Annotated in this window: 10 protein-coding genes and 1 other RNA gene; 10 read left to right on the top strand and 1 reads right to left on the bottom strand. The window is 27.1% G+C overall.

The features are described from left to right. Nucleotides 1-4 precede the first annotated feature (4 nt). The 10 genes from VOI34_RS02385 (at nucleotide 5) to adk (ending at nucleotide 15723) form a co-directional block, all read left to right on the top strand. Nucleotides 5-1048, top strand: coding sequence for a rod shape-determining protein (locus VOI34_RS02385; RefSeq protein ID WP_250236669.1), 1044 nt, complete (start codon nucleotides 5-7; stop codon nucleotides 1046-1048). A 115-nt stretch (nucleotides 1049-1163) separates the two neighbouring features. After that, nucleotides 1164-1979 (top strand): rod shape-determining protein MreC, encoded by an 816-nt coding sequence (gene mreC, locus VOI34_RS02380; protein WP_331828270.1) that lies wholly within the window; start codon nucleotides 1164-1166, stop codon nucleotides 1977-1979. Nucleotides 1980-2026: 47 nt separating this feature from the next. Then, nucleotides 2027-2506, top strand: coding sequence for a rod shape-determining protein MreD (gene mreD, locus VOI34_RS02375; RefSeq protein ID WP_331828269.1), 480 nt, complete (start codon nucleotides 2027-2029; stop codon nucleotides 2504-2506). Between the two features lie 656 nt (nucleotides 2507-3162). Beyond that, entirely contained in the window at nucleotides 3163-4638 is a 1476-nt protein-coding gene (tldD, locus tag VOI34_RS02370; RefSeq protein ID WP_331828268.1) for a metalloprotease TldD, read from the top strand. A 424-nt stretch (nucleotides 4639-5062) separates the two neighbouring features. Then, nucleotides 5063-6403 carry a metalloprotease PmbA gene (gene pmbA / locus VOI34_RS02365; RefSeq protein ID WP_331828267.1) on the top strand — a complete coding sequence of 447 codons (1341 nt, stop codon included), beginning with the start codon at nucleotides 5063-5065 and terminating at the stop codon, nucleotides 6401-6403. A gap of 1396 nt (nucleotides 6404-7799) precedes the next feature. Continuing rightward, on the top strand, nucleotides 7800-10163 hold the full coding sequence (lon, locus tag VOI34_RS02360) for an endopeptidase La (RefSeq protein ID WP_331828266.1): 2364 nt from the start codon (nucleotides 7800-7802) through the stop codon (nucleotides 10161-10163). 748 nt (nucleotides 10164-10911) lie between these two features. Further along, an RNA gene (gene ffs / locus VOI34_RS02355) (signal recognition particle sRNA small type) lies at nucleotides 10912-11000 on the top strand. A 719-nt stretch (nucleotides 11001-11719) separates the two neighbouring features. Then, complete coding sequence (gene apt, locus VOI34_RS02350) at nucleotides 11720-12274, top strand: adenine phosphoribosyltransferase (RefSeq protein ID WP_331828265.1); 555 nt, start codon at nucleotides 11720-11722, stop codon at nucleotides 12272-12274. Between the two features lie 71 nt (nucleotides 12275-12345). Next, nucleotides 12346-14421: a DNA polymerase III subunit gamma/tau gene (gene dnaX / locus VOI34_RS02345; protein ID WP_331828264.1), complete on the top strand. Its 2076-nt coding sequence runs from the start codon at nucleotides 12346-12348 to the stop codon at nucleotides 14419-14421. 639 nt (nucleotides 14422-15060) lie between these two features. Next, nucleotides 15061-15723 (top strand): adenylate kinase, encoded by a 663-nt coding sequence (adk, locus tag VOI34_RS02340; RefSeq protein WP_443092756.1) that lies wholly within the window; start codon nucleotides 15061-15063, stop codon nucleotides 15721-15723. A 969-nt stretch (nucleotides 15724-16692) separates the two neighbouring features. Here adk and VOI34_RS02335 read toward each other — a convergent pair. Then, nucleotides 16693-17427, bottom strand: a complete 735-nt coding sequence (locus VOI34_RS02335; protein ID WP_331828262.1) for a UDP-2,3-diacylglucosamine diphosphatase — start codon at nucleotides 17425-17427, stop codon at nucleotides 16693-16695. Between the last annotated feature and the right edge of the window lie 25 nt (nucleotides 17428-17452).

Genomic DNA, 17452 nt, shown 5'->3' with positions numbered 1-17452 from the left:
TATTATGTTTAAAAAATTCCGTGGTATATTTTCTAGTGATCTATCTATTGATTTAGGCACTGCTAATACTCTTATCTATTTAAAAGGTCAAGGTATTGTTTTAAACGAACCTTCTGTTGTCGCGATTCGACAAGATCGGGGGGGCATGCCTAAAAGTGTAGCCGCTGTTGGATATGCGGCTAAACAAATGCTAGGACGCACCCCAGGAAACATTGCAGCTATTCGTCCTATGAAAGACGGAGTAATAGCTGACTTTTTTATTACTGAAAAAATGTTACAACATTTTATTAAACAAGTACACAGTAATAGTTTCATGAGGCCTAGTCCTAGAGTATTGGTATGCGTCCCGGTAGGTGCTACACAAGTTGAACGTAGAGCTATACGTGAATCTGCGCAAGGAGCAGGAGCACGTGAAGTTTTTTTAATAGAAGAACCTATGGCAGCAGCTATTGGAGCAGGATTGCCGGTATCGGAAGCTACTGGATCAATGGTAGTAGATATTGGAGGAGGCACTACCGAAGTCGCAGTAATTTCACTTAATGGAGTAGTATATTCCTCGTCCGTTAGGATTGGAGGAGACCGATTCGATGAAGCAATTATTAGTTATGTACGACGCCATTACGGTTCCTTAATTGGAGAAGTAACTTCAGAAAGAATAAAACATACTATAGGTTCTGCATATTTAGATGATGAACTACGTGAAATAAAAGTACGTGGACGAAATTTAGCAGAAGGTATACCACGGAGTTTTGTGCTAAATAACAATGAAATTTTAGAAGCGTTACAAGAACCATTAACTGGTATTGTTAGCGCAGTTATGGCGGCGTTAGAACAATGTCCGCCAGAATTAGCATCTGATATTTCTGAATATGGTATGGTATTGACTGGTGGAGGGGCATTATTAAAAAATATTGATCGCCTATTAATAAAAGAAACCAGTATTCCTGTAGTAATAGCAGAAGACCCACTTACTTGTGTTGCACGAGGTGGCGGTAAGGCTCTTGATATGATCGATGTACACGGTCGGGATTTATTTAGTGAAGAATAATTTTAATACTATGAAAGAATTATATATTTTCAGTTGATAAAATCATATAAATGAAAATTATATCTCCTTTGTAATGTATTAAATGCATATCATTGGAATCAAAGGTACTAATCTTATGTATAGCACTATAAGTAATAAATTTCCTTATTTAGAGTTACGTTTATTTTTAGCAATCATCATGTCTATTATTATAATTATTGCTGATGGAAAATTAAATATGTTCCTTCGATTTAAAAACTACGTAGAAAATTCTATTTATTTTCTTTATATCTTATGCGATAAACCACGCTATATATTTGATTATACTTCAAAAATATTAAAAGAGTCTAATAAATTAATATTAGAAAATCATACATTACGTCAAGAATTATTTTTAAAAAATAGTGAATTATTATTAATAGATCAATACAAACAAGAAAATATAAAATTACGTGAATTGCTTCATTCTCCACTATGTTATAATAAACGAAAAATAATTACTAAAATTCTCTTTATTAACACAGATCCATATGACAATCAAGTTATTATAAGTCAAGGAACAAACAATGATGTCTATATAGGACAACCAGTTATCACGGATACAGGAATAATAGGACAAGTAGTTTCTACTAATACATTTAGTAGCCACGTTATGTTAATTTGTAATCCTGCACATGCTTTACCTGTACAAATAAAACGAAACAATATCCGCTTTATTTTAATGGGTTGCGGATATAACACAGATTTACGCGCAGAATATTCAGGGAATCTCGATATATGCATTGGAGATATATTAGTAACATCCGGTTTAGATGGGCGTTTTCCAGAAGGATATCCAGTAGCAATAGTATCCAACATAATGGTAAAACCAGAGCAAGATTTTACTATCATTCGGGCACATCCGACAGTTAAATTACAATGCTTACGATATGCAATATTAATTTGGGAGTAGTAATAACATTGAATCTAAAAATATTTAAATAAAAGTAATGCATAAAAATGCATAAATTTTATAGTTATAAACTATGGATGGTGTATAGTTCCTTTATGGTTGCGATTACATTACAAATTATTCCCTTTTCCCCACAAATATGGTGGATGCAACCATCTTGGATAATGATATTATTAATTCATTGGATCACAGTACTCCCAAATCAGGTAAGCATAGGCACTGGATTTACTTTAGGATTAATAACAGATATCGTTCTGGGATCTACTTTAGGGATGCACTCCTTATCTTTAAGCATACTTGCGTATTTAGCAACACGAAATATTTACTGCTTTAAGTATGTATCTATTTGGCGACAATCTTTTATTGTTATATTTCTTTCATTTATTAATCAAAGTATTATATTTTTAGTAAAATTTTTAATGATTAAAGTATTTATTACTACACCAGAAATATTTTGGAATTGTTTATTAGATGGAGGATCATGGCCATTTTTAATTCTTTTAATGCGCAAAATCCGTCGGAATTAATACATAACTAATAATTTATAAGAATTATAAAATTGTCGAATTAATTATATACTTTTTAATAAAAATAAATTTTTAATTACTTAAACGTTATAAATTAATTGTTAATAAATAATAATACTACTTGAAATACTATTGAAACAACTATTAAGTAGTAACTAAATACCGAATTTTTGTTGTAAAAAAACAATCCTTAAAATTAATCTATATAAAATAGATATTAACTTATCAAATTATAAATATTAATAGTTTAAAATATTAATTAAAATGATTAAATATACACATGTGTATATTTAATCATTTTAATTAATAACAATATTAATTAAAATGATTAAATATACACATGTGTATATTTAATCATTTTAATTAATAACAATATTTTTAAAAATGTTATTTAATCTGTCAAAAATACAGTATACTGAAAATAAAATTTATGTGTTTTAATTAAAATAAGATATTCCAACTGATACAAAACTGACATGTTCAAACATCGCAGTTAAATGCATAAACTAAATTAAAAATTAAAAATTAAAGTTTATATTTAATAAACAAGTTATGCTAAAAATTGATAAAAAATGCAATAATGTGAAGTTTTAATACATAAATAAATTGTGGTTATATAGATAAAACATTAATTTAATAGTATCAATAGGAGTGATATGAATTTAGACCTTGTTAGTGAACAATTACTCACACCCAATAAATTACAACATGACGATCTGTCATATTTGTTAAATATGACAGAAAAATTTCAAGTGGATTATGCGGATCTTTATTTTCAATCGTGTTTTCATGAAACATGGACTCTTGAAGATAGTATTATAAAATCTGGATCTTATGCTATAGATCAAGGTGCTGGCATACGAGTAATTACAGGTGAGCAAACAGGATTTGCTTACACCGATCAGTTAACTTTAGATGCATTAATATGTAGCATGAAAGCTGCTACTAGCATTACCAATGAACGTCACCATAATAACACTGTTATTGTTACTCCTAGACGCAAATATATTTGTTCTACTCATCAATATTCTTACCCGCCTATATGTTCCTGTATAAATCCATTGTCTAGCGTATCTAAAGAAGAAAAAATTGAATTATTAATGAGAATAGATAAAATAGCGCGAACTACTGATTCTAGGGTACAAAAAGTTAATGCCAATTTGTCAGGTGTTTATGAACAAATTTTAGTAACAGCTACGGATGGTACTTTAGCCGCTGACATTCGACCATTAGTTCGATTATCTATATTGGTACAAGTAGAACAGAACGGCAAACGAGAACAAGGAATAAGTGGTGGCGGTGGAAGATTTGGATACGATTTTTTTAACTCTATTATAGAAGGAGAAACAAAAGCCGATCACTGGACAAAAGATGCCGTCCGAATGGGGCTAATTAATCTTGAATCTATAGCAGCACCAGCAGGGATTATGACAGTAGTTTTAGGATCAGGTTGGCCCGGTATTTTATTACATGAAGCAGTAGGCCATGGTCTAGAAGGAGATTTCAATAGACGAGGTAGCTCTATATTTACTAACAAAATCGGGAGCATAGTAGCATCTGAATTATGTACAATAGTGGATGATGCAACACTAAAAGAATTACGTGGATCCTTAACTATTGACGATGAAGGGGTTCCTGGTCAATATAATATTTTAATTAAAAACGGTATTCTGGTAGGATATATGCAAGATAAATTAAATGCTAAACTAATGGGATGCAATTCAACAGGAAATGGCAGACGTGAATCGTATGCTACTTTACCTATGCCACGCATGACTAATACCTATATGCTAGCAGGAAAATCAACGCCTGAAGAAATTATTAACAGTGTAGATTATGGGATATATGCATCAAATTTTGATGGTGGGCAAGTAGATATTACATCGGGAAAATTTGTATTTTCTGCATCTGAAGCCTTCTTAATTGAAAAAGGTTATATAACAAAATCTATAAAAGGAGCCACCTTAATAGGATCAGGAATAGAAATAATGAAAAATATTTCTATGGTTGGAAATGATTTATCTTTAGACAAAGGAGTAGGAACATGTATAAAAAACGGACAAAGTATACCAGTCGGGGTAGGTCAGCCAACAATAAAATTAAATAAAATTACTGTTGGAGGAACCAACTAGTTAATTTATAGATATGATCTAATTACTATTAGTAATTAACAAAAATAATTATGCGTTATCGAATATAATTACTTTATATATATCATTTTGAGATAAAAGATATATATTTTATTTATAATCTATAATACCAATAAATCTACATTAACCACAGAAAATTATATGTATATATAATTTTCTGTGGTTAATGTAGATTTATTGGTATTAAAATATTACTTTTGATGTTATTAAATTTTCTTATGTGACTGATTGTAACAAATAATGTATTTATGCAATTTTTTTTAATAAACATTCGTAATCAATTAAAAATTTTCCGTGTTTATATAAAATATTGATATAAAATTATATCAATACTTGATATTTGTTATATAGTCTTAAATTCCACAAATCTATTTTTGATAAAGGATGTTTACTACAGGAGAATGATATGGATGTGATATATAATATGATACAACAACGTAACTTTCTAGAAAATATAGTAGATCAAGCTTTAAATTTAGCGCATGCATATTCAAATGAAGTAGAAGTATCAATCATTAAAACCACAGGAATTACTGTTAGCACTCGTTACGAAAAGCTTGAGAATGTTGAATTTAATAGTCATAACATCTTAGATATAACTATATTTCGTCAAAAACGAAAAGGAACTGCGCTTTCAAGTGATTTACACGAAAAAGCAATAATTAGTACTATTGAGGCCGCAGCGAATATAGCATGTTACACCTCCCCAGACCCATATTCTGGTATTGCTGATAAAGAATTATTAGCATTCAATTCTATGAATCTTGACCTATTTCATCCCATTGATTTAAATACTAAATTAAGCGCGGCTTTAGCATCTACAGCAGAAAAAACAGCATTAAACCATGATAACCGTATTATTTCTACCGAAGGAGGTAAATTTAACGGTTATTTTACTACTAAAGTATTTGGAAATAGTCATGGTATGTTACAAAGTTATACCAGTAGTCAATATTCTTTATGCTGCAGTGTAATTGCTTCAAGTAATGGTATTATGGAACAAAATTATGCATATACATTAAGCCGTTCATTCAATGATTTACGATCACCAGAATGGGTTGGGCAAGAATGCGCTCAACGAGCAGTAGATCATTTACATTCAAAAAAAATTAAAACAACTGAGTCTCCAGTATTATTTTCTGCTGAAATAGCCACGAGTCTATTCCATCATTTAGCAGAGGCTATTTGCGGAAATAATGTATACCAAAAATCTACTTTTTTATTAAATTATTTGAAAAAAAAAATTTTCCCTTCTTGGATGTCGATCAAAGAACGTCCACATATCCTAAAAGGATTAGGTTCTGCTCCGTTTGATAGTGAAGGAGTACAAACACTAAACCGTACTATCGTAGAAAATGGAATATTAAATAGTTGGATTTTAAATAGTTATTCTGCGCGTAAAATAGGTCTAAAGACCACTGGGCATGCTGATGGTATTTATAATTGGTATATTAATTATCAAAATTTAAGTTTTATAGAATTAATAAAAAATATGCATCGCGGGCTGATTATCACTAGTGTAATGGGACAAGGAGTTAATATTATTACCGGGAATTATTCACGTGGAGTATCTGGGTTTTGGGTAGAAAACGGAAATATTCAATATCCAGTAAATGAAATTACTATCGCTGGAAATTTAAAAGAAATGTTCTGTAACATTGTTTCTATTGGATGTGATACTGAAACAAGAGGCCATATTTATTGCGGATCTGTTTTAATATCTTCCATGAAGATAGCAGGATCTTAAAATAAATAATACAAATACACATTTTTATTGTTAAAAATCACGTTATTAGATTATGCACATTTATATTATACAAAGCATCTATCTTATCTGTATTCAAAAAATAAATTGTACTTTTTATATAATTTATGTTATGTCACATATATTTAATTATAATTTAAAGTTCTATAGACAAATAATAAATTATGAATAATTAGTACATAGAGTTAAATAATAAATACAATCGATACTAATTGTACTATTTATTTAGCAATATAAATATAAATAAAAAACAATATTTTATTAAATAATAAATGATTACTGAATCTTATTTAAGATAAGATATATAACTAAGTAAAATTTTTCACAATCAAACACGATAACCATTCTGATATAGAATATAGTTTTACATAATATTATAATATATTTGATTATAATATTATGTAAGGGAGGGTGACGATGTCGGTGTTTACACAGTCACAATTAATCACAGAATAAACATTTAAATATTAACATATCTTTTATTAATAATAAAATAAGTCATCATTTTACAAAATAACCTACTTATATAAACAGATTGCCAAAAAACAAGTAATATATGACTAACGCATTAAAGATATTTACCTCCTACAGTTATTAATCCTTTATAGCAATAAATTTATATAATTTACACATATGCAATATGCTACATCTAAAATTATTAAAAATAAACATCCCTGAATACCATTATTAGTTTCTAATTTATCTATATAAATTGAAATCATTTTATAACAAAATATTTTTAAAAATAAATATCAACTGCTTTCAAAATAAAATCAACATTTCACTCTAATATATGTTGCAGTCAAATTGAGTTTAAAACTATACTATAAGTACTATTAATTTTTAATAAACAATATTTAATTCAGAATAAAAAATATTTTTTATTTTACCTGTTTATTTTAAAAATTAAACAAAAAATTTATTATTCAAAATAATTAATAACTCAAATCAAAAAAAAATAATTAATCTAGTTTAGATCATGTAATTAATTCGATATCAATTTAAAATAGATATATGATAATTATTTACTATACTACTATACTTTTGATAAAATAAATAATTATATTTAAAATTTAAAATAATTAATAATTCCATTTAAATATTAAAAATACTAAATATTTTTTAAATAAACAAAAACTGATTTAAAATCAAAAATTTAATTAAAAAATAGAATTTTAAAATCACTAAAATTTTAATAAATATTAAATGATAGACCAATTTATTAATAAATAATGATTTATTTTTCTTTTTATAATGCTCAATATTGAATATAATTGATTTGCCCCCATATCCTTTAAATATCCAGTTAATAAAGATGGTATAACTAAATATTTAAAATGTTATAATCTGGAAAGCTTTAACCAAGAGAGATAGCTCTATGAATACTGAGCAACCTGAGAGCATTGAAATCCCTGTATTACCTCTGCGCGATGTAGTAGTGTATCCACACATGGTAATTCCATTATTTGTTGGTCGAGAAAAATCAATTCGATGCCTTGAATCTGCTATGAATGGTGACAAAAAAATTATGTTGGTAGCTCAAAAAGAAGCATCAACTGATGAACCAAATATCAATGATCTTTTTTCAATTGGCACAATATCCATGATATTACAGATGCTAAAACTACCAGATGGTACAGTGAAGGTATTAGTTGAAGGATTAACACGAGCTCGCATCATTGAATTAACAGATACCGGAAACCACTTTAAGGCTGATGTAAGCTCTTTAGAGCCTACAACATTAAACGAACGTGAACAAGAAATACTAATGCGCGCTGTTATTAATCAATTTGAAGGATATCTTAAACTTAACAAAAAAATACCACCTGAAGTTTTAGTGTCACTAAATAATATTAACAACGCAGATCGTCTTGCTGATACTATCGCCGCTCATATGCCACTAAAATTAAATAACAAGCAATCAATATTAGAAATGTCAGATATTACAGAACGACTAGAATATTTAATAACAATGATGGAGTCAGAAATTGAATTACTGCAGGTTGAAAAACGTATTCGCAATCGTGTAAAAAAACAAATGGAAAAAAGCCAACGTGAGTATTACTTAAATGAACAAATGAAAGCCATTCAAAAAGAACTAGGAGAATTAGACGATATCATTGATGAAAATGAAGCTCTAAAACGCAAAATAGAAGCAGCTAAAATGCCTAAAGAAGCACGAGGTAAAGTAGAATCAGAGTGGCAAAAATTAAAATTGATGTCTCCTATGTCAGCTGAAGCTACTGTAGTGCGTGGATATATTGATTGGATTTTATCAGTACCATGGCATGCAAGAAGTAAAATGAAAAAAGATATACTTAAGGCTCAAGAAAGTCTGGACGAGGATCATTATGGATTAGAACGCGTTAAAGATCGAATTTTAGAATATCTAGCAGTACAAAACCGAATAAATAAAATCAAAGGGCCTATTTTATGTTTAGTAGGGCCACCTGGAGTAGGGAAAACATCACTTGGGCAATCTATTGCTAAAGCCACTGGGCGTAAATATGTACGTATGGCTTTGGGTGGTATGCGTGACGAAGCAGAAATTAGAGGTCATCGTCGTACTTATATTGGGTCTATGCCTGGTAAACTTATACAAAAAATGTCTAAAGTTGGTGTAAGAAATCCATTATTTCTTTTAGATGAAATAGATAAAATGTCTTTAGATATGCGTGGAGATCCAGCTTCTGCTTTATTAGAAGTGTTAGATCCCGAACAAAATACTGCTTTTAATGATCATTATTTAGAAATAGATTACGATTTATCTGATGTTATGTTTGTCGCTACTTCTAATTCAATGAATATTCCAAGTCCTTTATTAGATCGAATGGAAGTAATCAGATTATCTGGTTATACCGAAGATGAAAAATTAAATATAGCACGACAACACTTATTAACTAAACAAATAGAACGTAATGCTTTAAAACCAGAAGAATTAACCATTCAAGACGATGCTTTAATAGGAATTATTCGACATTATACACGTGAAGCTGGAGTACGTAATTTAGAACGTGAAATTTCCAAATTATGTCGAAAAACAGTTAAAATGCTATTAATGAATAAAAAAATCAAATGTATAACCATTGATAAAAACAATCTAAAAAATTTCCTTGGTGTACAACGTTATGATTGCACCCGTGCAGACCAAGAAAACCGTGTTGGACAAGTAACTGGACTAGCTTGGACTGAAGTAGGAGGAGATCTTTTAACGATAGAAACTGCTTGTGTTCCTGGAAAAGGAAAGTTAACTTACACCGGTTCCTTAGGTGAAGTTATGCAGGAATCTATTCAAGCTGCATTAACTGTAGTACGAGCACGTGCAGATAAACTAGGCATCAACACTGATTTTTATAATAAAAAAGATATTCATGTACATGTTCCTGAAGGCGCCACCCCCAAAGATGGGCCGAGCGCTGGCATTGCTATGTGTACTGCTTTAGTTTCTTGTTTAACAGGAAATTCCGTTAAATCCAGTGTAGCTATGACAGGAGAAATAACTTTAAGAGGGCAAGTATTGCCTATCGGAGGTTTGAAGGAAAAATTATTAGCAGCACACCGAGGAGGTATTAAAACAGTATTAATACCATATGAAAATAAACGAGACCTTGAAGATATGCCTGCCATTGTAGTAAATAACTTAGATATTCATCCAGTCAAACAAATAGACGAAGTTTTAATATTAGCGCTACAAAACGCCCCATTTCATTATGGAACAATACCTAATACATCATTATCATAAAATTATAAAATATTTGCACAAAACATATAAAATAAAGAGAAACATCTACTTCTCGTTGTATTGCCCGCTGATATACATATCAATAAATTTAAAAAATTGCAGCTATAAGGTTGAATTATTCAAGTAAGACATGTTCTTATAAGATTAGATTAAGAAATCACTATAATTCTAATAAGAATTGTTAATTTTAATTACTGAATTTTTAAAAATAGAAGAACTCTATATTAATAGAACCAATATCGTGATATTAAGAAGTCCAAATATAATTTATTTAACCATATTCCGCCTCATTCACACCCACAAATCCATTCTACATATAACAGCTAGCAAAACAGAGCTAGCTGTTATATGTAGAATGGATTTGTGGGTGTGAATATAGTAATTATTTTATTAAAAAAATCAAAATAATCTACATAAAAAAATTATAAAAATCTACACTATTAACTATCAATTATAAAATATAATTAATAAATATTTATAAAATTAGTTAAATATTTTATTCTAACGAAAATACTAAAAATATTTAAACATCGTAGATATACATATCTAAATCATACTATCTATAACAACTAAAAATTAAATTTATTTCACAAAATATTAATGAACTAATTTTAATATTCAAAATATGCCACATTACAATATTTACAAACAAAAAATATTTTATATTCAGATAATATTTATACTTAAATGTGTAATTATTTCTTGAAAAATTTAAAATAATCACAGATAATCTATAAAAGGGATGCTATCAAATTATTCATGATAACTTTTGTAAAACCGGTCAGGTCTGGAAGGAAGCAGCCGTAACAAAAATTAAAATGATTCTTGATTAGCATCCCAATATAAAATACATCTAATATCTGTAGCACTTTTATTTAAAAAATAAAAATAAACAGTTATTATTATAACTGTAATATAGTGCGTTGGATTATACTATAATCTCCGCTATTAAGAATAATTTAATATCTTATTTGAGATAAACAAGTAATAAAATATAATAAATTAAATTTACAAGAACTAATAGTCTTCAATCCTTAAAAAATATATATCTTTGTATATATATTATAATTTATAAAATTATCCAAATAATTAAATAATCACTAAAGCATTAAATAATGTGTTTGCTTATACGAATCATTAATTGTGTTATTTATTAAAAATATTCAAAAATTGATTGATAATTAATTAAATTTTATTAACTATCATAAATATTAATACTATTAGCTATATATTTAAATATATAGCTAATAGTATTAATATACTTTATAATATTTTATTTAATAAATTTATATATAATTTAAAAGCAAACACTTGAAATTTTACCTAAATATATAGATATGTAATAAATTTACATATATTATGTAAATTTATTACACTAGAAAAACAATACAACTATTTACAGTATCCAGTCATTTGATGATATAAAATAGCTTATATAAAATAAGGAATTTATACTTATAATCGAAATATTATGAAGTTTAATATACACGAAATTTCTATATAGATATAGATATATAAATTAAATTTAAATTATTTTTTATATTTTGGAATCAAATATGATGCATGTTATGGATCAACAATTAAAATTAATCAAGAAAAATATTAAATTTGTACCTAATTACCCAAAACAAGGAATTTTATTTCGCGATATAACTGAATTGTTAAAAAATCCACAAGCATATTCAACAAGCATTACTCTTCTAGCTCATCATTATAAAGACTATAAATTAACTAAGGTAGTAGGAATAGAAGCAAGAGGCTTTTTATTTAGCGCTCCATTAGCATTAATATTGAAGCTAGGTTTTATCCCTGCTCGTAAATCAGGGAGATTACCGCGTGCAACTATTAGTGAACCGTATATTTTAGAGTATGATAGTGGATGTCTAGAAATACACGCCGATTCTATTATGCCAGGCGATAAAGTTTTAGTTATAGATGATTTATTAGCAACAGGCGGAACCATTGCAGCAGTAGTAAAATTAATTAGACGATTGGGAGGAGAAGTAAACCATGCCGGATTTATAATAGATTTAGAAAATTTAGGCGGTAAATCATTATTAAAAAAAATAGGAATAAATTCTTACAGTTTAGTAATGTTTTCTGATTATTAAAAATTATACATCCACTAAACCAATTAGATTTAATTCTTCTATTTATAATATTCCTATAAGAGTTGTATATCATGAATTATCAGGTACTTGCCCGTAAGTGGCGTCCAAAGAAATTTTCAGATATTGTAGGACAAAATCATATTATCAAAGCAATTATACATAGTTTTGCATTAAATAAAATTCATCAAGCTTATATATTAACCGGTACAAGAGGAGTAGGAAAAACCACCATTGCTCGATTGTTTGCAAAAGGATTAAACTGCGAACAAGGATTAAGCTCTAATATGTGCGGGCAATGTAATAATTGTCAAGATATTGAATCAGGCTGTTTTATTGATCTTATTGAAATAGATGCTGCATCACGTACTAAAGTAGAAGATACCAGGGAATTTCTAAATAACGTACAATACACACCATCACGAGGTCGCTTTAAAGTATATCTCATAGATGAAGTACATATGTTATCACGTCATAGTTTTAATGCTTTATTAAAAACATTAGAAGAGCCACCGGCGCATGTCAAATTTATTTTAATTACTACAGAATATCAAAAATTACCAGCAACTATATTATCCCGATGTCTACAATTTTGCTTAAAACCACTAAGCACCTCTCACATTATAACTCAACTAACATATATCTTTAATAAAGAAAATATAAAGATAGAGTCTTCCGCTCTAGAAATATTAGCTCACGCATCAAAAGGAAGTATGCGTGATGCACTTAGTTTAGCCGAACAAGCTATTGTATTAGGCAATAACGAAATAACTAATAACGTCATGAACGACATGTTTGGTATATTAAATATTGAACATCCATTATCTTTAATTGAAAGCTTAATAAACGGAAGTATATACGATATTATGCACCAAATAGAAAACTATGAGATTTTAGGAATTGATTGGGACAATCTTTTAAGTGAAATGCTTATTATTTTACAAAAAATAGCTATAGATCAATTTCTATTAAATTCTATAAAACAAGAAAACAATAACACAATACAACATATAAACCAACGCATACATAAATTAAAAAATCATATTACCCCAGAAAATATACAATTATATTATCAAATATTTTTATTAGGTCGCCGAGAATTACCTTATGTTCCTAACCATCGTATGGGAATAGAAATGACCATGCTACGTGCCCTTGCTTTTCGTCCGGATGCAAATACAACAAATAAAGAATATAATAATGATAATAGTATATCTGAAAATTTTATTCATTCAAATAACAACCCTGTATTCAATACAAACGATAAACAACCTGCCATCACTGATGGTATTCAGTCAAAAAATGATAATCAAAATAAAAATCTATTAAATACAACAGACCAAAAGAAAATAAACGATATGTTATGTTTAAAGCTAAAAAAATCTAACAATAATAATATTAATAATATTAAATCAACATCGCCAAAGCCTACATCTAACATCGATAATACAGACACTACTTCTAAAATATTAGAAGCTCGTTCAAAACTATTACAATATAAAGAAAACAATAAATCAAATAAAATAGAAAAAACACCAAATTTAATTTCAAAATCTCAAAAAACAATACAAGGAATATTAGAACGATTTGCCAACATTAATACAAACGTTATAAAAAATAATTCTAATAACATTAATAAGATTAATAAGATTAATAAAGATTTATCAGATTCCTTAGAATATATCAAGGATGATAGCGCTAACAAAGACTACAGTAAAAATCATCAAAATATGTCTAATTTCATAAAAGAAATACTTCAACAAGCAATGAAAAACGATTCATGGACATCACAAATATATCGATTGACATTGCCAAAAACAGCAAAAAAATTAGTTATGAATTCTTGGAAAGAAAAAATTTCTTCAAATGAAATATGCCTACATGTTCGTTCTGATTATCAACATTTAAATTCTATAAAATTGCATGATATAATACAGAAATCACTCAGTAACAATATCGGCATACCAATCACATTGCATATAAAAAAAGACGATAATTACGATATAAAAACACCAATGGAACATATTTATATTTTATACAAAGAAAAAATATCAAAAATAAAACAAGAATTTTCAAAAGATCCATATATTAAAATAATCAAAACTTTTTTTGATGCTGAAATTGACGAAAATGAGATTAAAGTAATTTAATACCAAAATAATACCCACTCCACTAAATAGACAAAACCTACTATTTATCTACTTTACTTATATATATAAATAAGTTAATTATTAGATAATTTTCTATTATTTATATATTTATATATATAAATAATTTATAATTATATTGTTTATTATCACTACAATATAAAATCACACAATCATGTATTTATTATATTGCATATTTAACTATTAAAAATAGAATTTAAACCTATAATAAATATAATTTATTTTATTAAAAATTGGTGATCAAATAACTTGCAGTAAATAAAAAAAATTAATTCAAAATTATACATAAATAACTTCGATCTATTAAATATATTCTTTCATTTTTAACTAATTATTCACTACTATTTATAACAAATAATATATACAATATGTCTTATCGAATATAAAAATATAACAAAATACACTCTCATAATCTATAATAATCAATTGATAAAATATATAACAAATCAATATTTAATTTATGCTATAATAACATTCATTATTTGGACAGAAATATAAAATTAACATCCTTTATGTATATATTTAAACAATACTCTCCTTATATCTAAAAAATAATGATGCAATATATTATAAATATTATTTAATAAAATTATATAATTTTAATCGAGAATTAAATTTGTGATACGTATTATATTTCTTGGGCCTCCTGGATCTGGAAAAGGGACTCAAGCTCATCTTATTTCAAATAAGTATAACATCCCAAATATTTCTACAGGTATGATGTTACGTCAATCGTTCCCCAAAGATCCATATCAATCCCATAAAATTCGAAAAAATATAATAAATGTGATGCATACCGGGAATTTAGTAAATGATGATTTTATGGTTCAATTAATTAACACACGTATTAATAAAAATGATTGCTATAATGGATTTTTATTAGATGGATTTCCTAGAACAATCTTACAAGCAGAATTTATGAAAAAGTATAAAATTTTTGTAAATTATGTCATAGAATTCGTTATATCAGACTCTACAGTTATTAATCGTATTACAGGCAGACGAATACATATTAATTCTGGTAGAACATATCATATTCAATTTAATCCACCTAAAATTTGTGGATTAGATGACATTACTGGTGAATCTTTGACTACCCGAAAAGATGACTGTGAACAAACTATACGTAAACGACTACATAACTATCACCAATATACTGAACCAGTATTAAATTATTATCGACATGAATCTAAATCTAAAAAAATACAATATTTTTCTATTGATGCAAATCGAAAAATTACTGAGATCTATAAAGAATTAATTAGTTTATTAATTAACAAATAATTAGTTACAATTAATTTCAATTTAACTAATATTGGATATGGATTACAATAACATCAAATATATATAATATAATATGTTTATCAATTAAGAACCAACCATAAAATTATCAGATTTTTATAATAGATTAACCGATTTGCTGTTATAATTTTTAAAATTAAAATTAAATACGATACCAAATAACTATTACAATAAAATTTATAACTATGTTTATTTCAACATAAAATATCAATTAACTAAACAAAAATCACTTACTATAATAGTATTTAAAAATTTACACTATAACTTAAATAACAATTTATAAATAGAACTATCAATAAACATTAATTTCAGGCAATAACACATAAAACACTATCCATAACTTCTATTAATTATATATATTAATTAATAAGAAATATCTACTAGATTATTGTCTAGTATCATAAACTATCTAAACATTTCACCAAAAATATGATAAAAATTTTTTCTTTAAGCATTAACAAACATTAAATCACAAAATTCATTTAAAAATTTTTTAAAACTCCACTTCACTTAACTTAATAAACATTAATCTCCTAAATAAAACCTCTTATATAATAAGATAGCATACAAACACAACAACTCACGGTTCTCTAAACGTTAAATAATATATACTATTTTCTTTAAAAATACAGATTTGCAATCTTTTTAACCAAAACTCGTTCCATAGAAAATTAAATCTAATAACGATAATGAACCCATATTGCAATCAAATTAATACTTATTATAAATTTTAAAAATTAAAAAATAAAAACATTAAAAAGCTTCAAAACAATCACAGTCGCAAGATACCTTTCAATAAAAGAGGACAACAGAAAATATATCAAATAATTACAACAAACAATATCTAAACTAAAAACTCATTACACCTCTCTTTAAATAAAACAACAACTCTAATTGCTGTCAGCTGATATAACAATCAAAATAAAAATATAATTTAATGTTTAATTATTTTTATATCGGAAATTCCATAAATACAATATTATTATTCTCTTCATTTACTTCTATCATCGAACCATATTTATTCCAACCCCCTAACACCATTATATTTAACATATCTTTTTTAGATCCAAAAATTTTATAAATCGTTGGTTGATGAGTATGCCCATGAATCATAATATCTGCATGATTCTTAACTAATATATCTGTAGCTATTCTTAAATTAATATTCAATTTTTTTTTTGATTTACATTGTTTATGCCGTACACAACATGAACGTATGATACCAAAAATACGTGAACGTACAGATAATGGTAATAACAAAAATAACCGCTGTGCTACAATATTTCGAAAACATTTTCTAAATAATTGATATAATTTATCATCAGTACATAAAGTGTCTCCATGTAAAATAACTATCTTTTTCCCCGATTTTAATTTCAGAATTTGTTTTGAAGATAATAACGTCATCCCGCAAGCCTTAGCATACTTTTCTCCCAACAAAAAATCACGATTGCCATGAATAAAATAACACGAAATCTTTTTTTGTTGTAATCTTTTTAAAGCTTTAGCAATATTAATATGTAATGATTTATAATCATCATCTCCTAACCAAATCTCAAATAAATCTCCTAAAATATAAAGGGATTGAGCACGTATTGCACAATAATTTAAAAAATTCAAAAACCCATCAGTAACATCCGGAGATTCCGAGCGCAAATGAATATCTGAAACAAACAAAATTGACATTTTTACTAAATAAAATAATAATTTT

The sequence above is a fragment of the Candidatus Blochmannia sp. SNP genome (assembly GCF_036549215.1).
Lineage (GTDB): Bacteria > Pseudomonadota > Gammaproteobacteria > Enterobacterales > Enterobacteriaceae > Blochmanniella.
Note: the sequence above shows the minus strand (reverse complement) of the source record. Positions and strands in the feature narration are given on the sequence as shown.